Annotated in this window: 12 protein-coding genes and 1 tRNA gene; 8 read left to right on the forward strand and 5 right to left on the reverse strand. The window is 52.4% G+C overall.

The window, feature by feature from the left end; translation table 11 throughout:
• Positions 1–115: 115 nt before the first annotated feature.
• The 7 genes from Q0L26_RS01755 to Q0L26_RS01785 all read left to right on the forward strand — a co-directional run bounded on the left by Q0L26_RS01755 (position 116) and on the right by Q0L26_RS01785 (position 13,458).
• Positions 116–6,817, forward strand: coding sequence for a putative Ig domain-containing protein (locus Q0L26_RS01755; RefSeq protein WP_296646541.1), 6,702 nt, complete (start codon positions 116–118; stop codon positions 6,815–6,817).
• A gap of 55 nt (positions 6,818–6,872) precedes the next feature.
• Complete coding sequence (locus tag Q0L26_RS01760) at positions 6,873–7,274, forward strand: hypothetical protein (protein WP_296646543.1); 402 nt, start codon at positions 6,873–6,875, stop codon at positions 7,272–7,274.
• Between the two features lie 31 nt (positions 7,275–7,305).
• The gene (locus tag Q0L26_RS01765; protein WP_296646545.1) at positions 7,306–8,097 is read left to right on the forward strand and encodes an SDR family NAD(P)-dependent oxidoreductase; all 792 of its coding nucleotides are present in this window, start codon (positions 7,306–7,308) and stop codon (positions 8,095–8,097) included.
• An 11-nt stretch (positions 8,098–8,108) separates the two neighbouring features.
• On the forward strand, positions 8,109–9,422 hold the full coding sequence (argG, locus tag Q0L26_RS01770; RefSeq protein WP_296646547.1) for an argininosuccinate synthase: 1,314 nt from the start codon (positions 8,109–8,111) through the stop codon (positions 9,420–9,422).
• Positions 9,423–9,493: 71 nt separating this feature from the next.
• A complete protein-coding gene (locus tag Q0L26_RS01775) occupies positions 9,494–12,661 on the forward strand; it encodes an efflux RND transporter permease subunit (RefSeq protein WP_296646550.1) in 3,168 nt (1,055 codons plus the stop codon).
• 63 nt (positions 12,662–12,724) lie between these two features.
• Positions 12,725–13,333 (forward strand): oligoribonuclease, encoded by a 609-nt coding sequence (gene orn, locus Q0L26_RS01780; protein WP_296646553.1) that lies wholly within the window; start codon positions 12,725–12,727, stop codon positions 13,331–13,333.
• A 49-nt stretch (positions 13,334–13,382) separates the two neighbouring features.
• Positions 13,383–13,458, forward strand: a tRNA-His gene (locus Q0L26_RS01785).
• 55 nt (positions 13,459–13,513) lie between these two features.
• On the opposite strand, the gene gatB is transcribed toward Q0L26_RS01785, so the two are convergent.
• Genes gatB through gatC form a run of 3 tightly spaced genes read right to left on the reverse strand, consistent with a single transcriptional unit; the run spans position 13,514 to position 16,820 of the window.
• Positions 13,514–15,016 carry an Asp-tRNA(Asn)/Glu-tRNA(Gln) amidotransferase subunit GatB gene (gatB, locus tag Q0L26_RS01790; RefSeq protein WP_296646555.1) on the reverse strand — a complete coding sequence of 501 codons (1,503 nt, stop codon included), beginning with the start codon at positions 15,014–15,016 and terminating at the stop codon, positions 13,514–13,516.
• Positions 15,016–16,521, reverse strand: coding sequence for an Asp-tRNA(Asn)/Glu-tRNA(Gln) amidotransferase subunit GatA (gene gatA / locus Q0L26_RS01795; RefSeq protein WP_296646557.1), 1,506 nt, complete (start codon positions 16,519–16,521; stop codon positions 15,016–15,018). The genes gatB and gatA overlap by 1 nt, the downstream gene beginning before the upstream one ends.
• Positions 16,522–16,523: 2 nt before the next feature.
• Positions 16,524–16,820: an Asp-tRNA(Asn)/Glu-tRNA(Gln) amidotransferase subunit GatC gene (gene gatC / locus Q0L26_RS01800; RefSeq protein WP_296646558.1), complete on the reverse strand. Its 297-nt coding sequence runs from the start codon at positions 16,818–16,820 to the stop codon at positions 16,524–16,526.
• 195 nt (positions 16,821–17,015) lie between these two features.
• Here gatC and Q0L26_RS01805 point away from each other — a divergent pair, with 195 nt between their 5' ends.
• Positions 17,016–18,068 carry a hypothetical protein gene (locus Q0L26_RS01805; protein WP_296646560.1) on the forward strand — a complete coding sequence of 351 codons (1,053 nt, stop codon included), beginning with the start codon at positions 17,016–17,018 and terminating at the stop codon, positions 18,066–18,068.
• Positions 18,069–18,112: 44 nt separating this feature from the next.
• Here Q0L26_RS01805 and ligA read toward each other — a convergent pair whose 3' ends face one another.
• Positions 18,113–20,197: an NAD-dependent DNA ligase LigA gene (gene ligA, locus Q0L26_RS01810; RefSeq protein ID WP_296646729.1), complete on the reverse strand. Its 2,085-nt coding sequence runs from the start codon at positions 20,195–20,197 to the stop codon at positions 18,113–18,115.
• 32 nt (positions 20,198–20,229) lie between these two features.
• Entirely contained in the window at positions 20,230–21,345 is a 1,116-nt protein-coding gene (mnmA, locus tag Q0L26_RS01815; RefSeq protein ID WP_296646562.1) for a tRNA 2-thiouridine(34) synthase MnmA, read from the reverse strand.
• Positions 21,346–21,371 lie beyond the last annotated feature (26 nt).

Consider the following 21,371-nt stretch of genomic DNA (forward strand, 5'->3'; position numbering starts at 1 on the left):
GTGAAGATTAATTCGGCCGACCAAGTGAACCCAAAACTATGATTTTTCGGGCTTATGTAGGCAATAGCGCACATCCTTGGATACCCATAAAAACCAACTAAATAGGCTCATTTTCATGCGTATTTCTATGGGGAAAATATCCAAGCGAACCTGGTTTTTCATTGCCGCTTCGGCTGCATTGCTCTCAACCGCAATTGTTTCGAGCCAAGCCTTTGCAGTGTCATCACTCAGCACCAGTTTGTCTACCACCAGCGTGACAGCAGGCTCAAAAGTAGACCTGACAACTCAGATTCCTGCTGTTAGCGCAGTCGATAATTCAGCCCAAGAAATTATTCAGTCGATTGACGCCACAAAGGTTCGCCTAACAGCTGCCACGGATGTAAAAGCACCGTCTGGCTGGACAGTCACGTATTCAACCGATGGAACAACCTTCGCTGCGACCCCAAGCAGCTGGGCAGCGGTGGTAAAAGTTAAAGCCACAGGTCCGGTAAATTCTGGCGGTGCCACCTCAAGCGGCAAGCAGATCACGCAAACCACAGCAACAATGCCAGGAACCGTCACAACGGTTGATGGCGCTGCACGAAGCGGTGGTGATGGTTATGACACCGAATTCGATAGCCGCGGATACATCTACAACACCTATCACCATGACTACGCAAACGGTGGTCTTGACTGCCGTAAACGCTCGGATGGCTCATTCTGTAGCGCTAACTGGCCTTTTGGTTTGGCTAGCGAGGGATTTAACTCGAACTTCTCGTCAACACAATTCTTCGACGAAACCTACAAGCACTTGTGGATGCCAGTATCAGACCGATCAACCGGCACCGGTTTTCTCTGTATCGATGTATCAGTAGTTGAAACTCCGGCTTACTGTGGCGGATCAAAAGCTGCAGCCTGGCACATGGTTCAAGCTCGAGCTGGAGCAAACGAGGCTGGTGTAACCGACATCATTGCGAGCAATGGCCGCGTTTACGCTTGGGACATCCTTGCCCCACGCGTTCTTTGCTATGACTACCTAGCTAACAACGGCCAAGGTGCAGCTTGCACCGACATGCCAACCTTTAGCAGCGTGATCGCCGGAACCACACGTGCAACAAACCTGATTCCTTACACTCACACAGGTTTTGAAACCGCTTTTGGAAACGTCTATGGCCAGTTGAATGGTGTTGCAATCTGTTTCAATGGCGAAACCCGAGCTAAATGTGCGGGTTGGGCAAACTATGACCTAGTTCTTGGCTCTACTTCTGCCAAAAAGATTCTTTACATTCAACCGACAGCAAATGGACAGGTTGCTGGTGTTTGTACTTCTGCAGATGCCAAATGTTTTGCAGCTGACGGCACCAGATTCGCCGCAAACGCGACTGTGCAGGCAGCACTCAACAACGGAAACACTTCTTACTGGAAGGGCGCGGTAGAAAGCGCCGGTAGCAAACTGATGTGGGTCAGCTACTTTGACACACCGTCTACCACCTTCTGCTACGACTACGCCACCTCGGCCGCCTGTGCTGGCTGGGCAGCTCCAACCCGTTTCGGAGTTACCGGGGTGGGCCAAATGAACACCGATGCTTGGCGCATTTACACCTTGAAAGTTGACCCACTTTCAACAGATTGCATGTGGACCAACGGTGACCTCGGTCAAGGTATTAAACAGTTCACAATCTCAACTGCAACGGCTGGCTGCGCAATCAAAGTCAATGACGTCAGTTATACCCAAACCAGCGTTCAGCCAAGGCTCACCTGTGTGATGGGCGCCGATGCTGCCTATCACCGCTTCACTATTGGCGGCCTTGTTTCCGGAACCGATTATTCATCTGCCAAACTTACGATTCTTAAATCTGATGGCTCAGTGGTCAGCGCAGCGGGATCTACTTGGTCAGAGGTGAGCTTCAATTCATCTGGTTTCGTTGAGCTAACCGGCCTTACCTACTCCGATGTAGGCGCAGGAGCGGTGTTCAAGGTGAGTTATGCCGGCAGAACCTCAAACGCAAACACAACTGGAACACTGACCATGGAGAGCGAATCGGCTCAACTTTGCGTTTCAGTCACAGCGAACGTAGCATGCCCAGCGACAACTCAGATCAATAATTTGCCGACTCAGACAACATCATTCACTGCCACCGCGGCAACGATTAGTTCGACAAATACGCGTATCGACTACTCAACCACTTCTGAGGCGCTGTCGATCGCTCCCCCTGCACAACCTTCTGCTTGCGGATTCCAATTGGTCGGACAAGTTGCAAGGGGCAACTATGCAACCAGCTATCCATCGACAGTGGTTCCTGTTGCAGGCGCCATTGCAACATTGCTTGACGCATCGGGCAACGTGCTTAATGACCCATCTGGCAATCCAATCACCGCCGTTTCAGATGCAAGCGGAAACTACAGTTTTGGCTATCTCAAAGCTGGAACCTACAAAGTTCGCTTCGGTGACTTTCCTCTGGTGAACGGTGTTGGCGCCGGCGATGTCTCAATGGTTTACATCTCGCCGTATACCTACACAACCGGTGCCGTAACCATGACACCTCAGAACCCGGTGAGCTTCACTGCGATTCAAACACCGCTCAGTTCACAGGCGATCTCGGGCACAACTGCTGGCGCAGATGTCTCGGTGAAAGCCACCTACATCATGCGAGCCGTTGCTGTAGCTGACACTGTTTCAGTCAAAGCTGGAGCGACAGCCAACACCATTAACGTTTTGGCCAACGACACTCCAACCACGACAACCACGCTTACAACCAGCACTCTAAAGTTGTGTGCTGCTGGAACCACTACTGGCTGTGCGTTAACCACGCTTACAGTTCCGAACGAGGGCACATACACGGTTTCATCGGGATCAGTGTCTTTCACGCCGCTTTCTACCTTCGTTGGTGTTGCCACTCCGGTAAATTACGAGGTCAAAGACGGCTACTCGAACACACCGCAGACCGTTGGTTCAACCATCAACGTGACTGTTGTTCCCGCACCAACAACTGCAGCCGACTCGGTAACCGGCAACATGCTGGCTCCAATCTCCGTGGATGTAACTACTAACGACACATCAGCTATCGGAACCACGCTGAACAAGGCATCCGTGAAATTGTGCGCTGCAGGCACCACCACCGGCTGCGCGCTCACATCTGTGACGATTGCCGGCAAGGGCACTTACTCGGTGACCTCGCTTGGTGTAGTCACTTTTGCACCAGAATCGGCATTCATCGGTATTGCACCAACCCTGACTTACTCGATCACCGATGGCGTCGGCAACATTGCGACCAGCACGATCACAGCGACAGTCACGGCTACTCCACCGGCAATCACCACTCCAGCATTACCAAATGCCGCCAAGGGTGTTCTGATGACTAGCGTGAATCAGACGGTAACCATCGGCAACGTCGGCATTCCTGCCACCGGAGCATGGATAGTTTCAAGCGGTTCATTGCCACCTGGCTTGAACTTGGACGCAAACACGGGTGCAATAACCGGTACCCCGACCACTAACGGTGTGTTTAATTTCACGGTTCGCGTTACCGATGCAAATGGATTGACAGCCACTAAAAATGAGTCGATTTCAGTTTTTGATGGCCCGACGATTACCACCTCACCCTTGACTTACAACGTCTACGCCAACGCATCGTTGACTATCACTGATACGGTTTTGGCCGGATCAGGCGCAATCAAACCAAGTGCGGGCTGGTCAGCCACGGGGCTTCCGGCTGGAATGACTATCAACTCAACCACAGGTGCAATTTCTGGCACCCCAACAGTTGACGGCAACTACTCAGTGGTGGTTTCGGTCACCGACATCAACAATTTGACCGACACCGAGACGATTTTGATTCGGGTAACTTCAAAGCCGATCATCACAACCACCACGCCTTTGACTAGGGCTGTTCAGGGCGTGCCAATCACACCTATCCCACAAACCAAAACGGTTGGAACGGCAGCCATTCCTAGCACTGGAGCCTGGTCAATCATCACCGGATCTTTGCCTGCAGGCCTGGTGCTTAACCCAGACACCGGAGAAATTTCGGGAACAGCCACTGTCACGGGAGTCTTTCCATTTACCGTTCAGCTAACAGACAGCGCCGGCGAAGTAGCGGTAAAGGCTGAAACCATCACTGTTTTGGCGCCACCAACCATTACTACCTCGACTCTGACCTACAAGTTCTATACCAACAGCTCGAACTCTGTAGTGAACACGGCCACCGCAGGTACAGGGGCCATCGCCTCTGTTGGCTGGACAGCCACGGGAATTCCTACCGGCATGTCGATTAACGCGACAACCGGCTTAATTTCGGGAACACCTACCGTCACTGGCGTTTACACGGTTCTCGAACGAGTCACAGATGTTAACGGTCTCTTTGACGAAGAAACAATAACCATCAATGTGGTTACCAAGCCAACAATCACTACCGTCACGCCGCTTGCACGTGGAGTCGTTGGGCAACCCGTTTCACCTATTGCTCAGACTAAGACCGCTGGCAGCGCTGTAATTGCGTCAACCGGAGCTTGGTCAATTGCATCTGGTGCACTACCAACCGGCTTGGTTCTAAACGCCGATACCGGTGAGATTACTGGTACACCAACTGCCACGGGCATTTACAGCTTCACGGTTCAACTAGTTGACACCGCTGGCGAGATTGCAACCAAGGTCGAAACAATGACCATTCTGGCGCCACCTCGCATTTCGACGACACCGACGACAGTCAAGTATTACGTTGACACAGCCAACACTCTTGCGAACACATCCGTGGCAGGTTCAGGTGCTCTTCCAGCAACAGGTGCTTGGACAATTACCTCGGGAGCCTTGCCTACAGGTATGACTTTGAATGCGAACACTGGCTTGATCTCGGGCACACCGTCAGTCACTGGAACTTTCACAATCACTGAAAAGTTGACTGACATCAACGGATTGTTTGACGAAGAAACCATCACAATCAATGTGGTCAGAAAACCCGTCATTACGACAACAACTCCGCTACGCGAGAACGTTGTTGGTGTCGCGATTGCACCTGAGGCCCAAACCTCAACCCCAGGCTCTGCGGCAGTTCCAGCCACAGGCGCTTGGAGCCTAGTTGACCCAGCTACCTTGCCAGCAGGGTTGCAGTTCAACGCTGACACCGGAGAAATTACCGGAACGCCAACCACGTCTGGAAACTTCACTTTTGTTGTGAAACTTACCGACACTGGCGGCGAGATTGCAACCAAGACGTTGACCATGAAGGTGGTTGCACCGCCAACCATTACTACTGCGGTTATCACCTACAAGAAAATGGTCGGTGAATACGCCAACATGCCAAACACAGCGGCTAAGGGCACTGCAGCCATCAACTTGGTTGGAGCCTGGTCTGCAGCGAACCTGCCGGATGGTTTCACCATCGACCCAGCCACCGGTGCCGTCAATGGCGTCGGCGAAGTCGAAGGCGTTTACACATTCGACGTCACGGTGACTGACGCTGCCGGATTGACTGACACCACCACGATCACAATCGAGGTGGTTGCTCCGCCGACCATCACAACCAGCCCGGTCTCTTATCTAACTCAGATCAATACGGTCATGACACCCATTACTGACACAGCAACCAAGGGCACTGGCGACATTCTGCCAACCGGCGCCTGGACAGCCGTTGGCTTGCCACTGGGACTAACCATCAACCCAGATACTGGAGAAATTACCGGAACGCCTACCAAGGCTGGCTCGTACCAAGTACTGGTAAAAGTTACCGACGAAGATGGGTTCTTTGATGTGAAGGCTTTGACGATTGCTGTCGAAGACCCAGCCAAGAACCTGACCATCCTTACCCTCCCGAGCGAGATTATTGATGGAACCATCGCAGATGGTAAGGGTTATTTGATGACCTCGCGAGGCACCAGCACCATGGATCTTGCAGTCACTTACTCGGCCGGTCCGGCTAGCGTCTGCTACATCGACAGCACTAAAACGTTGAGAACTCTTGGCGTTGGCAAGTGTGAGGTGACTGCAACTAGCGGCACGGGCACCAAGCTATCCGTGGATAAAAAAACCTTCGACGTGTTGAAGGCACCACAGAGCGTGACCATCATCGCGCCGGGAACCACAGTGAATGGAGTGACTGCGCCTGCAGCAACCGACTCGGCAAACGGCTTCAAATTGGTCTCGACAATGAGCTCGGGGCTAAACCCGGTTTACACCTCGCTCGACCCAGCGATTTGTATCGTTGAAGACGATGGCACAGTGTCATGGATGTCGGATCTGGTTGCAGACCCAACCCTCAACACCTGTCGAGTAAAGGTAACTCAACCCGGCGACAAGAACTTCTACCCGTTGGTTGACACCCCAGAAAACATCATCTCTGTGGTTGCCACACATTCCACCGTCGTGCTACCGGCTCCGGTGAATCCTCCGAGTGCACTGGGTACGCCGCACGCACCTGGTGTCTACAACATTGGCGGACAGTGGATTATTACTGTCACTTCAACGAAGGTAACCATCAAGCCTTGGTCTTCAGGCAAGTTCATCGGACCAGTTACGGCAGACATTAGCATTCCTTACACCGTGAAGGTTCGCGGCAAGGTCGTAAAAAAGACGCAAACCTGCAAGGTTGTCTTCGGCATCACAAAGAAGTACGCGCCTTCTGACCCGATGGCCTGGAAGTCTAAGGCCTACGACAATGCCATTCCTTGTGTATTGAATGCAGACGCATTTGCCTATTACAAGTCTGGCCAAACAGTGAAGGCCACCGCGAAGGTCACCCGTGACCGTCGATGGCCAACCACGATGTTGCCTTTCAAGGGCGATGACGGCAAAGGCAAGGCTATTCCAAAAGACATTAAGAACTGGAAGCTAAACATCGGTTAGTTCGGTGAGTAGGCCTTGAAAAGCCATAATTGGTGCGCTGTGCTAGCGTGCGGTTATGAAGCTATTCAAGTTGCTGGCCCAGTTGACACTCGGCGCGTTCTTGACGTTTGCCGGAGTTGCGCATCTGAGTTTTGGCCGCAGTGATTTTCAGGCACAGGTGCCCGCGTGGGTTGAGCTCGAACCTGACTTCGTGGTGGTTGCCTCCGGTGTTGTCGAGATCTGCCTAGGGTCGGCGCTAATTCTGGCCAGAAAGCGCAAGGCATGGGCGGGTATTGCCGCAGCCTTGTTTTTCATTGCGATTTTTCCGGGGAACATTTCGCAATACCTCACTCAAACAGATGCATTCGGCCTGAACACCGACGAAGCTCGATTGGTTCGCCTGTTCTTTCAACCGATTTTGGTTCTATGGGCAATATGGTCAACCAACGCCTGGCAACAAATTAGAAGAGTATTCTGATTTTTAGGTACACCCCTCAAAGGAGCAGGTCATGAAGGTTCAAAATAAAGTCGTTGTGGTTACTGGTGCCGGCAGCGGAATGGGAAGACAACTAACCCTCGAACTAATAAGTCGCGGTGCGCTGGTTGCAGCAATCGATTTACGCGCTGAGACACTGGCCGAAACAAAAAAACTTGCTGGCGGCAAAGTAGAAACTTTCACCGTAGACATCACGGATGCAATAGCAGTAGCAGCACTACCCGCCCAAGTAACTAAAAAGCTTGGTGCACCTGACATCCTGATAAACAATGCCGGCATCATCCAGCCGTTCGTGAAAATAAATGACCTCACCCTTGAGCAAGCGGCTCGGGTGATGAATGTGAATTTTGAAGGTCCACTCATGATGGTCAAAGCCTTCCTACCTGGGTTCCTAACCCGGCCAGAGGCCCACATTCTCAACGTTTCTTCAATGGGTGCCTATGCGCCGGTTCCGGGGCAAAGTGTTTATGGAGCCTCTAAAGCTGCAATCAAACTGCTCACCGAAGGTTTACGTTCAGAACTAACCGACACCAACGTGGGCGTAACCATTGTTTTTCCGGGGGCAATTAACACCAACATTGCTCAAAACTCTGGCATGGCTATGCCAGGCGATGCCGCTGCCGATAGCAAAATTAAGATGACCGAAGCACCGGTTGCCGCCCATCAAATGATCGAGGCGATTGAAAATAATCGCCCAAGAATTTGTATTGGTTCGGATGCCAAAATGCTGGATGTCATTTCGCGCATTAACCCGGTTTTCGCAGCCAAGTTGATCTACAAGCAGATGGCCTCGCTACTCAAGTAAACTTAGGTCTTATGACTAAAGTTCTTGCATCCCTTCCTGTTGGTGAAAAAGTTGGCATCGCCTTTTCTGGCGGTCTCGACACATCTGTTGCTGTGGCATGGATGCGCGAAAAAGGCGCTGTTCCTTACACATACACCGCAGATCTTGGTCAGTACGACGAAGACGACATCGATTCGATTCCAGATCGCGCATTGGTCTATGGAGCCGAAGCAGGGCGCTTGATTGACTGCCGCCAGTCGCTTGCCGAGGAGGGTCTGGCTGCTATCGCCTGTGGCGCTTTTCACATTCGCACCGGTGGCAAGGTCTACTTCAACACCACTCCCCTAGGCCGTGTTGTAACCGGCACCATGCTTGTGCGAGCAATGCACCAAGATGGCGTTGAGATTTGGGGCGATGGTTCAACCTATAAAGGCAACGACATCGAGCGTTTCTACCGTTACGGCCTACTTGCCAACCCAAACCTAAGAATTTATAAGCCTTGGCTAGACGCCGACTTTGTCGGCGAGCTCGGTGGTCGTCACGAGATGAGCGAGTGGCTACTCGCCCGCGACCTTCCTTACCGCGCTTCAGTCGAAAAGGCCTACTCAACCGATGCAAACATGCTCGGCGCAACTCACGAAGCCAAGAGCCTAGAAAACCTAGACACTTCATTTGAAATTGTTGAGCCAATCATGGGCGTCAAGTTTTGGGATGACTCGGTAAAGATCGAAACTGAAGAAGTAACGGTCCAGTTCCGCCAGGGTCGCCCAGTTGCGATCAATGGTGAGTCGATGGAAAGCGCTGTCGACATCATCATGAAGGCCAATGAAATTGGAGGCCGTCACGGTCTTGGCATGAGCGATCAAATCGAAAACCGCATCATCGAGGCAAAGAGCCGCGGAATTTATGAGGCGCCAGGAATGGCACTGCTTCACATCGCTTATGAGCGCTTGATTTCAGCCATACACAATGAAGACACCGTTGCCGCTTATCACGCCGAAGGTCGCCGCATGGGCCGCCTTCTTTATGAAGGTCGCTGGCTAGACCCGCAGACCCTAATGTTGCGCGAATCTCTAACCAAGTGGGTTGCTTCAGCAATCAACGGTTCGGTTACCTTGCGTTTGCGTCGCGGTGACGACTACACGATCGTCAACACCGAGGGTGAAAACTTCAGCTACCACCCAGAGAAGCTTTCAATGGAACGAACTGAAGACGCGGCGTTTGGCCCAACCGACCGAATTGGCCAGTTGACTATGCGAAACCTAGACATTGCCGACACCCGCGCAAAACTAGACATGTATCGCAAACAGGGGCAGATTGACGGCAACCAGTTCGAACTGGCTTAAAACTCTTTTCTAGGAATACCTCTAGGCAGCCACGGGTTAGCCTAGAGGTATTGCTTTAACTAAGGGGTCTCATGCATCGTCTTGCCAAACTCAGCCTTGCCAACCGGTCTGTGGTTGCTCTAATCACAGTGATCATCGCCATATTTGGATTCATTTCACTTGGCTCGTTGAAACAAGAGCTGATTCCAAGTTTCGAAACTCCGCAAGCTGCAGTAGTGACGACTTATCCGGGCGCTTCGCCAGAGGTTATCGACAAGCAGGTTTCACAACCAATCGAAAACGCAATTCGCCAACTCGATGGTCTGGTGACTTCAACCTCAAGCTCTCAAAGCAATATTTCAATTGTTCGAGTCGAGTTTGACTATGGCGTAACCACAGCCAAAGTGAAAGAAGACTTGGCAGCAGCTCTCGCAAGCATCACCTTGCCGGCAGATTCAAGCACCAAAATTCTCTCTGGCAGCTTCGATAGCGTTCCGATTATGGTGCTCGGCGTATCAGCTGATTCTGGCGACAACGAGTCGCTAAGCAAGACCCTGCCAGACATTGCTGGCCCGCTATTTGGCGACATCGCAGGAATGCGTGAAGTTAGCGTTACCGGAGCGACCGAAAAGCGCGTAAATCTCGTTTTTGACCAAACCAAACTTGCCATGGCCGGCTTAACCCAGCAATCGGTAGCTAGCGCTCTTGCAGCAAACGGATTCGTTATTCCTGCCGGAACAATCGACGACGCAGAAGGCTCGATTTCAGTTGAGGTCGGCACTCCGGTGAACAGCCTCGAAGACTTCAAAGCTTTACCTCTATTGGGCGGATCAAGCGCTTTTAGCATCCCTGGAATGCCAACACCGAACAAGGTGGTCACTGTTGCAGACGTTGCAAAGGTGACACTCGAAGACGCACCGGTCACAAGCATTGCGCGCGTGAACGGCAACGCAGTTCTGTCAATCGCTTTCACCAAAACCCAGGATGCCAACACTGTTGCTGTTTCTCACGCGGTTACCGACCGACTTGACGAACTGAAGCAGAAGCTTGGCGGCGGCATCACCGTAGTCACGGTATTTGACCAGGCTCCATACGTTGAAAAATCACTGGAGAATCTAAGCACCGAAGGCCTGCTCGGCCTTGGCTTTGCAGTCATCGTGATTCTTTTGTTCTTGATGTCAGTACGTTCAACTTTGGTAACCGCAATTTCGATTCCTACCTCAGTCTTGATCACATTCATTGGCCTAAACGCATTCGGCTATTCGCTGAACCTCTTCACACTTAGCGCGCTAACCATCGCAATCGGTCGTGTTGTAGATGACTCGATTGTGGTCATCGAAAACATCAACCGTCACTTGGCTTATGGCGAGCCGAAGCGCAAGGCCATTCTTCGAGCTGTCAAAGAGGTTTCTGGCGCAATCACTGCAGCGACTATCACCACGGTTGCGGTATTCCTTCCGATTGCACTTGTCGGCGGCCTAGTCGGCGAACTCTTTAGACCGTTCTCATTCACTTTTGCGATCGCGCTCGTTGCCTCGCTATTTGTCTCTCTGACAATCGTTCCTGTTCTCGCCTACTGGTTCTTGAAGGCACCTGCACAGGCCCAGCATGATTCTGAAGAACAAGCTCGCGCGCACGAATCTGAGATTCGTGAAGTTGAAGAAGCCAAAGAGCGCAAGAGCTGGCTGCAGCGTGGCTACATCCCAGTTCTTAAGTGGACTCAACGCAGACCGGTAATCACTGTTTTGGCTTCAGTCCTAATTCTGTTCTTGACCTTCGGACTGGTTCCGCAGCTGAAGACTGACTTCATTGGCTCATCAGGCTCGAACAGCTTTGTTCTCAACCAGACTCTGCCGGCCGGAGCCACTCTGGCTCAGCAAGACGAGGCAGCCGCCAAGGTTGAAGGCATTTTGCTTGCTGACGAACGCATCGAAGTTGTTCAGACCACGATTGGTTCATCTGGCGACGGTCGCGTGGCCTTCGGTGGTGCAGCTGGTGGCACCTCAATTCAGGTAACTACCGTTGAGGGCACAGACCAAACCTCTACCCAAGCCGACCTCGAGGCATTATTTGCCAAGGATGAAACCCTCGGCGAAGTGAAGTTCACCGCAGGTGGCGGCGAAGCTTTCGGTGGCTCAAGCACGATTGATGTCAAAGTCAACGCAACCACCGATGCAAACCTAAAGACTGCTATCGACGCGGTCGAGAAGGCTATGCAGGGTACCGCTGATGTTTCTGAAATCACCAACTCATTGGCCAAAACCCAACGCACTCTACGCGTTACCGTAGACCGTTCGAAGGCCGCCGCAATTGGGCTAACCGAAATTCAGGTTGGCGGAATCGTATCTGCCACCATGCGCCCTTCAAGCATCGGCAAGGTCAACATCGACAACACCGAAACTGCCATTTACGTGGTTCAAACCAATTCGCCTGACACGGTTGCCGAGGTTAGCGACATTTTGATTCCGAGCACCAGCGGAATGGTGAAGCTATCTTCTATCGCAAAAATTGAGCAAGCCGATGTACCAGTTTCGATCAACAGCGAAAAGGGTGAGCGCACTGCCAAGGTTTCACTCACCCCGTCGGGAGATAACCTCGGAGCTATCTCAGCTGATGTGACCAAGCGACTAGACACGGTTGAGCTACCTTCTGGTGCCACCGCAACTATCGGCGGCGTCAGCGCGTCTCAGGCTGAATCGTTCGGTCAGCTGGGTCTAGCGCTGCTGGCGGCTATCGCAATCGTGTTTATCGTCATGGTCGCAACCTTCTCAAGCATCATTCAGCCACTGATTCTGTTGATCTCGATTCCATTCGCGGCAACCGGTGCGCTGGGCATGCTTTTGATCACCGACACCGCCCTGGGTGTGCCGGCACTTATCGGCATGTTGCTGTTGGTTGGCATCGTAGTTACCAACGCGATCGTTTTGATCGACCTGATTAATCAGTACCGACGCGATGGCAAGCCAACTCAAGAGGCAATCATGGATGGAGCGCGTCAGCGCCTTCGCCCGATTCTCATGACAGCGCTAGCGACTATCTTTGCGTTGACCCCGATGGCACTCGGAATCACCGGAGGCGGAGGATTCATTTCGCAGCCACTTGCCGTAGTCGTAATCGGAGGGCTGTTCTCATCAACCGTACTGACCCTGGTTATTGTGCCGGTTCTGTACTGGTTGGTTGAGGGCCGAAAAGAACGCAAGGTAGCCCGAAAAGCTGCCAAGGTGGCCGGGGTTTCAAGAAAAGCTCGCCGAGCAGCCTAGTTCGGCTGGCTAGAATTGGGAGGTCTCCGGCTTTTGTCGGGGGCCTCCCCTAATTTTTGGAATGTGATTGAAATTACTGAGCATTTAGTCTGGATCGACTGCGAAATGACCGGCCTAAACCCAGAGGCTGACTGTCTGGTCGAGGTTGCTGTTGTGATCACAAACTCCGAGCTTGAAATCTTGGATGAAGGTTTTGACGTGGTAATCAAGCCTCGCGAAGACTCATGGCAGAACATGAACGATTTCGTTCGCAACATGCACACCGAATCGGGCCTGATCAACGAGGTAGCCGATGGTGTCAGCCTCGAAGAGGCCGAACAGCTGGTGCTTGACTACATCAAACAATTTGTTCCGAATGCTAAAGAGGCACCACTTGCCGGAAACACAATCGGCACCGACCGCATGTTCCTCAATCGCTACATGCCTGAGCTAGACAATTTCTTGCACTACCGAAACATCGATGTTTCTTCGATCAAAGAGCTCACCCGTCGCTGGTATCCGCGGGTGTATTTTCAAATGCCTAAAAAAGAAGGCGGCCACCGCGCACTGGCAGACATCCTTGAATCAATTCAAGAGTTGCGCTACTACCGCGAGGCTGTCATGGTGCCACTACCCGGACCAACTTCTGACGAAGCCAAGCAGATATCTGCGCGCATCACTGAAAACCGGTAGTCCAAATCTGTTAGAATTATCAGGTTGTCTTGGTTAGTCAAGACTCATGGTGGGTATAGCTCAGTTGGTAGAGCACCTGGTTGTGGTCCAGGGGGTCGCGGGTTCAATCCCCGTTACTCACCCCATGAAACAAATAATCCCCAGACTTGAGTCTGGGGATTATTTGTTTAAGTCGAACTTTTAGCTATTGGCTTTTTCAATCAAGAGCTCACGAACGCGGCCTGCATCAGCTGAACCCTTCATTGCCTTCATAACCGCGCCGATTACCGCGCCTGCTGCCTGCATGCGACCCTCACGAATAGCATCAAGCACGTCTGGTTGCCCCGCAAGAGCAGCATCAATTGCTGCGATTAGCGCGCCGTCGTCAGAAACCACTTCAAGACCGCGGGCAGTAACTACCTCTGCAGGGCTACCCTCGCCAGCAAGCACGTAAGTCAAAACCTCGCGGGCCAGGCGGTCATTAATCTTGCCCGCCTCAATAAGTGCTGCAAGTTCGGCAACCTGAGCGCCTGAAATTGGCAATTCGGTTACGTTCTGGTCTTGCGAGTTAGCAATACGAGCAAGCTCACCAGTCCACCACTTACGGGCGTCCTGAGGTTTAGCTCCGGCCGAAACAGTTTCTTCAATCTGATCTAGCAAATCAGCATTAACTACGTCTCTGAACTCAAGGTCAGCGAAGCCCCATTCAGCCTGAACACGCTTGCGGCGTGCAGCTGGCTGCTCCGGAAGCTTGGCACGAAGTTCTTCGATCCACTCTTTAGATGGCTGAACCGGCACCAAGTCTGGCTCTGGAAAGTAGCGGTAGTCATCGGCGTCAGACTTAGGTCTACCCGAACTGGTTGCGCCCTTGTCTTCGTGCCAGTGACGAGTCTCTTGAATGATCGCCGTACCCTTAGCCAAAAGAGCTGCCTGGCGCTGGATCTCGTAACGCACAGCGCGCTCAATCGAGCGAAGCGAGTTTACGTTCTTGGTTTCAGTTCTGGTTCCAAGCTTTTCTTGACCGTGCGGGCGAAGTGAGACGTTGGCATCGCATCGAACGTTTCCGCGTTCCATCTTTGCGTCAGAAACACCGAGAGCCTTCACAATTTCACGGATGGATCGCACGTAGGCAGCTGCCAACTCAGGAGCCTCGGCCCCAGCACCGTAAACCGGCTTGGTCACGATCTCGACCAGTGGAACACCGGCACGGTTATAGTCGACCAAAGAGTACTCAGCACCCTGAATTCGACCGGTTGAACCACCCACGTGGGTCAATTTACCGGCGTCCTCCTCCATGTGAGCGCGCTCAATTGCAACGGTAAAAGTGTTGCCTGAAGGAACTTCTACCTCGAGAGAGCCCTCGAATGCGATTGGCTCGTCATACTGTGATGTTTGAAAGTTTTTTGCAAGGTCAGGGTAGAAATAGTTCTTGCGTGAGAATCGGCCGGTTGGCGCGATCTGACATCCAAGAGCCAAACCAATCGAGATGCTTGATTCAATCGCACGCTTGTTTACCGCCGGCAACGAGCCAGGCAGGCCGATGCAAATTGGGCAAACGTTAGTGTTTGGTTCATCACCAAACTCATTGCGGCAACCACAGAACATCTTGGTGTTGGTGTTCAATTCAACGTGAACCTCAAGACCAATTACTACCTCAAACTGCTCGAGGGCTTTTTCATAGTTCATCAACTCGTCTTTAGCCATTAGCCGCGAACCTCCAACTCAGGTGCAAAATCAATCATTCTCTTGCCCCAGATTTCTTCGTGCATGTGCTCTAGAGCTGCACCCACCTGATACAGGCGAGCATCGCCACGAGCAGGTGCCAAAATCTGGATTCCAGAAGGAAGGTTGGTGTCTTCGGCAACACCGTTTGGAATCGACATTCCAGGAATACCGGCAAGGTTCGCCGGAATCGTTGCGATGTCGTTCAAGTACATAGCCAGCGGGTCATCCAGCTTCTCACCCAGCTTGAATGCTGTGTTAGGTGCGGTTGGCGAAACCAGTACGTCAGCCTTTGCGAATGCAGCGTCAAAGTCGCGTTGAATCAGGGTGCGAACCTTTTGAGCTGAACCATAGAAAGCATCATAAGAACCGCTTGAAAGCGCGTAGGTTCCAAGGATGATTCGGCGCTTGACCTCAGGACCAAAGCCCGCTTCACGGGTTGCAGCCATTACACGTTCAATGGTTGGGGTTCCTTCTGGAGTAACTCGAAGCCCGAATCGAACCGAATCGAACTTAGCCAAGTTTGATGACGCCTCAGCAGGCAAAATCAAGTAGTAGGCCGCAATCGCGTATTCAAAACTTGGGCAATCAACTTCAACGATTTCGGCGCCAGCATTCTTGAGCAGCTCTAGGCTCTCGTTGAATCGCGCAGAAACTCCAGGCTGAAAACCTTCACCCGACAGCTGCTTGATTACGCCAACGCGAAGACCCTTGACATCAAGCTTCTTAGCCGCGTCGGCCATTGAACCAAGTGATTCAGGTAGCGAGGTGCTGTCGTGAGGGTCGTGCCCAGCGATTACGTCTTGCAACAATGCGGCGTCTAGAACGTTTCGAGCAACTGGCCCGATTTGGTCTAGCGAACTAGCCAGTGCAATCAAGCCATAGCGCGAAACTGCGCCATAAGTTGGCTTGGTTCCCACGGTTCCGGTAACGAATGCTGGGTAGCGAATCGAACCTCCGGTGTCAGAACCGATTGCAAGCGGAGCCTGGAATGAAGCCACAACCGAGCTTGAACCACCGCCAGAACCACCTGGGATTCGTTCTAGATCCCAAGGGTTTCGGCTAGGGCCGAAAGCAGAAAACTCGGTAGAAGAACCCATTGCGAATTCATCCAAGTTGGTTTTACCCAAAATCGGCATGCCAGCAGCGCGAAGCTTCTTAACAACGGTTGCATCGTATTGCGGCACCCAGCCCTCAAGAATTTTTGAGCCCGAGGTGGTTGGTGCGTCAGTGGTGGTCAGGTTGTCTTTGACGGCAATCGGCAAACCAGCAAGTGCGTGAAGTGCCTCACCTGCAGCGCGACGGCGGTCAACCTCAGCAGCGGCAGCAAGCGCCGCCTCAGGGCCAACGTGAAGGTACGAGTGCACATCGCCATCAACTGCAGCGGTTCGATCAAGGTGGGCCTGGGTCAACTCCACGGATGAAATCTCGCGTGACTTGAGCAGTTCAACCAGTTCACTGGCGTTTTTGCGAATCAATTCAGACATGACTACTCCCCATCCAAGATTGCGTGAACGCGGAAACGGCCATCGCCAGAGTCTGCTGAGCCTGAAAGCGCCTCAGCCTGAGTTAGTGATGGTTCAACGACATCTTCACGAAAAACGTTTGACATCGGAATCGGGTGACTGGTTGCAGGTACGTCGCCCTGCACAGCCGCCTTAACAGTAGCCATTGAGTCGACAATCAAACTGATTTGTTCGGCGAAAAGCTCAACCTCTTGGTCGTTGACGTCGATGCGGGCCAGGTTGGCGAGATGCCTAACCAGGTCGGGGGTAATTTCTGACATAAATCCACTCGCTAGGCAATAGATGATTGAGTTCAGTCTACCAAAGTCCAAAATGTAGCGAAGCCCGAACATCCGTGTAATAGTGCGGAAATTCTCAGGTTTTGACCACAAAATCGGGTGTAAACTTTCAATCGATGCGGGCGTTTTTGCGTTCGCTGCAAAATCTCTGCTCCCCTAGCTGAAGAGGCCAATATTTTGGAAAACGAACAGTTCACGATTGCTTTCCGTGGTTACGAGAAAGAAGAAGTCGATCGCGTACTAGCCGAGCTTCGTGCTGAACTCGAGCACGTTCGCGAATACAACTACAGCGCTTCAAGCGAAGTTGAGATGCTTAAGGCTGAAATCGAAGGCCTGAAATCAAAGGCCAAGAAGAATGCCGCGCCTGGTTACGCCGAGTTGGGTGCTCAGTTCGAGCAGACCCTTCGCCTAGCCGAAGAGCAGGCCAAGAAGCTAGTCTCAGACGCTGGTCAAGACGCAATCCGCATTCGCGAGACCGCTAAGGCCGAGAGCGAACAGCTAACCCGCAAGGCACAAGCCAAGGCTGACAAGCTAATTTCTGAAGCCGAAACCAAACTTAACGAAAGCCGCTTGGATGCAGAGCGCCTAGCAGCGGAGATCTTGAGCGTTGCAAAGACCCGTGAGTCAGAGGCAGCTGAAAAGATTGGCACCGCTCAGCGCGAGGCTGCAGCGATCAAGTCTGAGGGCGAGCGTTATGCCGCCGAGATGCGCGCCCAGGTTCACCGCGAGACCGAAGAGGCTCGTGCACTTGCTACCGAGCTTTCACAGAAAACTGCCCAGGCTCGAGTTGAGCTTGAAGCAGAAGTTCGTGCCAAGCGCGACGAAGCCGAGCAAGAGGGTCTGCGCCTCTACCAGACCGCAGTTACCGAAGCTCAGGCTGTTACCGATGAAGCCAACACCACCCTTGCTGAGGCCTCAGCTCGTGCGGCTCAGCTAATTTCTGAAGCCGACCGCATTTCACGCGAGGCTCAAGAACAGTCAGCGCAATTGATAGAAGACTCAAACCGCACTGCAACCAACCTAATCAACCAGTCACGTCGCCGTTCAGAAGCGCTAACCCGCAAGGCCGAGTACTTTGCCAACGCAACCATTCGCGAGAGCGAAGAGCGCTTGAGCCGCATGAAGTCAGAGCGTGTTGAGATTGAAGAGTTCCTTGGAACTCTTCGCAACATGATGACCACCGAGTCGATGGTGGCTGCAGACGAGAATTCGGCTGCCGAGCAAGACTAAGTTCTTAATTAAAAAATCCCCTGGGCTAATGCCTAGGGGATTTTTTATTGACCCAGCCTTAGCTGGAATTCCTCTTCGGTGATTATTTCTACCCCGAGTTCTTCAGCCTTGGCAAGCTTTGATCCGGCATTTTCTCCGGCGACGACAAAGGCAGTCTTTTTAGAGACCGAAGAAGCGGCTTTTCCGCCGTTTGTGATGATTGCTTCTTCGATCTGTTCGCGAGTGAAGTTCTTGAGCGAACCGGTGGCGACAATGCTTAGGCCCTCGAAGACTCCCCCACCGGCAGCTTCTGCACCCGGACCCAGGTGACCAGGAGTTTCTAACTGAACTCCGGCAGCACGCCATTTTTCGATGATTTCACGATGCCAATCAACCGATATCCACTCCTGAATCGATTGCGCCAAGGTCGAGCCAACCCCGTCAACTTTCGAGAGCTCTGACTCATCGGCGGTAAAGATTCGATCAAGCGAACCAAAATGACTTGCGAGTGATCGCGCGGCGACCGGGCCAACGTGTCGAATGGAAAGTGCTACCAATATTCGCCAAAGCGGTTTGGTCTTTGCCTCTTCAAGGTTTTTCAACAACTTGATTGCGACTTCAGCTGGTGAACCGTCTTTTTTCTTGAAAAAGTCGACAATTTTTGGCTTGCCATCGGCATCAAGTTTTGGCAAACCAGTGTCTGGGTCAAGCACCAAGGCGCGAATCGGAAGAAGTTGTTCGAGGGTCAGGTTGAACAGGTCAGCCTCAGAGTGCAGAGCCGAATCTGAAGGCTCCACAGGTTGAGTGAGTGCACAGGCAGCCACGTATCCCAGCGCCTCAATGTCAAGCACACCTCGAGAACCCAAATAGGCAACACGCTCGCGCAATTGGGCAGGGCAGCTTCTAGAGTTCTGGCATCGAAGGTCTACATCGCCTTCTGCTGAAGGAGCAAGCTCCCCGCCGCAGTCAGGGCAATTGGTGGGCATAACAAAGGCTCGCTCTGAGCCAGTGCGAAGCTCAACAACCGGGCCCAGAATCTCAGGAATTACATCACCTGCCTTGCGCAAAACCACAGTGTCACCAATCAGAACACCTTTAGCGACGACCACTTCTTGGTTATGAAGCGTCGCAAACTCAACCACCGAACCGGCAACTTTGACGGGCTGCAAAACCGCGTACGGAGTTGCCCTGCCGGTTCGCCCAACGCCGATGCGAATGTCCAGCAGTTTTGTGTTCACTTGCTCGGGGGCGTATTTATAGGCAATCGCCCAACGTGGAGCTCGACTGGTGAACCCGAGCTCGCGTTGCTGAGCAAGATTGTCGAGCTTGACCACCACGCCATCAATCTCGTGCTCGAGGTCGTGGCGATGTTTTTCAAATTCTTCGATGTATGAAATCACTTCATCAACCGAGTTCACGACTCGATAGCGAGGCGAGGTCGGCAGCCCCCAGCCGGCAAGCATTTCATAGAGTTCAGATTGGTTTCTAACCGGTGCCTCTGGCCAGGCACCAATGCCGTGAACCAGCATTTTTAGCGGCCTTGTCGCAGTAACTTTCGGGTCTTTTTGCCTTAGCGACCCGCTCGCTGAGTTACGTGGATTCGCAAATGGAGCTTTCCCCTCGGCAACTAGTCCTTCGTTTAGTTTTGCGAAATCTGCGACTGCAAAATAGATTTCACCTCGAATTTCAACCACGGATGGATGCCCTACCCCAAGCAACTGTCTCGGAATAGAAGGAATAGTCAAGACGTTGGCCGTCACATCTTCGCCAACGACGCCATCACCGCGGGTAGCCGCAGAAACCAACCGACCATTCTCGTAACGAAGATTAATGGCTAGGCCATCAATCTTGAGTTCACAGAGATATGGGCCTGATCCGCCGCGTTCAGCCCAAGCGCAAAATTCTTCAAACGAAAAAACGTTGTCTAAGCTCATCATTTTTTCGAGGTGTTCTACCGGCGCAAAAGCTTGGTTTGCCGAGCCACCAACGGTTTGAGTTGGACTATCGCCAGTGATTAGTTCGGGGTTTTCAGATTCAAGCAACTGAAGCTCTGCCAGAAGTTGATCATATTCGGCATCACTAACCAAAACTGTGTTGCCTTCGTAATAAGCAGCTCGGTGGTGATTCAGCAACTCGACAAGCTCTTGCACGCGCTTTTCGGCAGCAGCTTTGAAAAGGTCGGTCACTCGCCACCGACCGTGATTGGAACAGCGCTAATGGTGCGATCAATCGTCATCTGGCCCAACACACGGGTGCCAAGGTAAAGCACTGCGGTTTGACCTGGTGCAACGCCTAGCAAAGGCTCGGTTACTCGAATCTGCATTTCGCCATCTTTAACTTTGAACTCGGCAGCGATGGCGTCGCCGTGAGCTCTCACCTGAACATGAATTTCTGACCAGTCGGTGGTTTGCGCTGGAGCAACTCCACACCAGGTGAATTTCGAGCCGATCATTTCGGCAATGGCCAGAGCCGCTTGTGGGCCAACTACGACAGTGTTAGTCTTTGGCCTGATTTCGAGAACATAGCGAGGTTTGCCATCGGCTGCTGGGCGACCAATCGAGAGGCCTTTGCGCTGACCAACGGTGAATCCGTGTGCGCCCTCATGACCACCAAGGATGTTTCCTTCGCGGTCAACGATTTGCCCCTGCTCTTTGCCAACTTTGTCAGCGAGCCAATCTTGAGTGTCACCTTCTGGAATAAAGCAGATGTCGTAACTGTCTGGCTTATTCGCCACTGAAAGCCCGCGGGCATCTGCCTCTGCGCGAATCAAATCTTTTGAGGCAGTGGCACCAAGAGGAAACATCGAGTGCTTCAACTGCTCTTCGGTCAAAACACCGAGCACGTATGACTGGTCTTTTGCCAAAGCTGCTGACCGGTGGAGCTCAAGATTGCCTGCTTCGTCGGTGAGCAAAGTGGCATAGTGACCGGTGCAAACAGCGTCAAAACCCAAAGCTAGTGCTCGCTCAAGCAATGCAGCGAACTTGATTCGTTCATTGCAACGCATGCAAGGGTTCGGCGTGCGACCAGCCTGATATTCAGCGATGAAATCGTCAACTACTTCAGCTTTGAATCGCTCTGAGAAATCCCAGACATAGTAAGGAATGCCCAAAACATTTGCTGCGCGCTGCGCATCCATGGAATCTTCAATAGTGCAACAGCCTCTAGAGCCAGTTCTGAGAGTGCCCGGCATGCGAGAAAGCGCCAGGTGAACACCGACAACCTCATGGCCGGCTTCAACTGCTCGGGCAGCGGCTACAGCAGAATCAACGCCACCTGACATTGCCGCTAAAACCTTCATTTTGCCTCCGCTTTCAGGTTCAAGTC

The sequence above is a fragment of the Rhodoluna sp. genome, from assembly GCF_024641065.1.
GTDB lineage: Bacteria > Actinomycetota > Actinomycetes > Actinomycetales > Microbacteriaceae > Rhodoluna.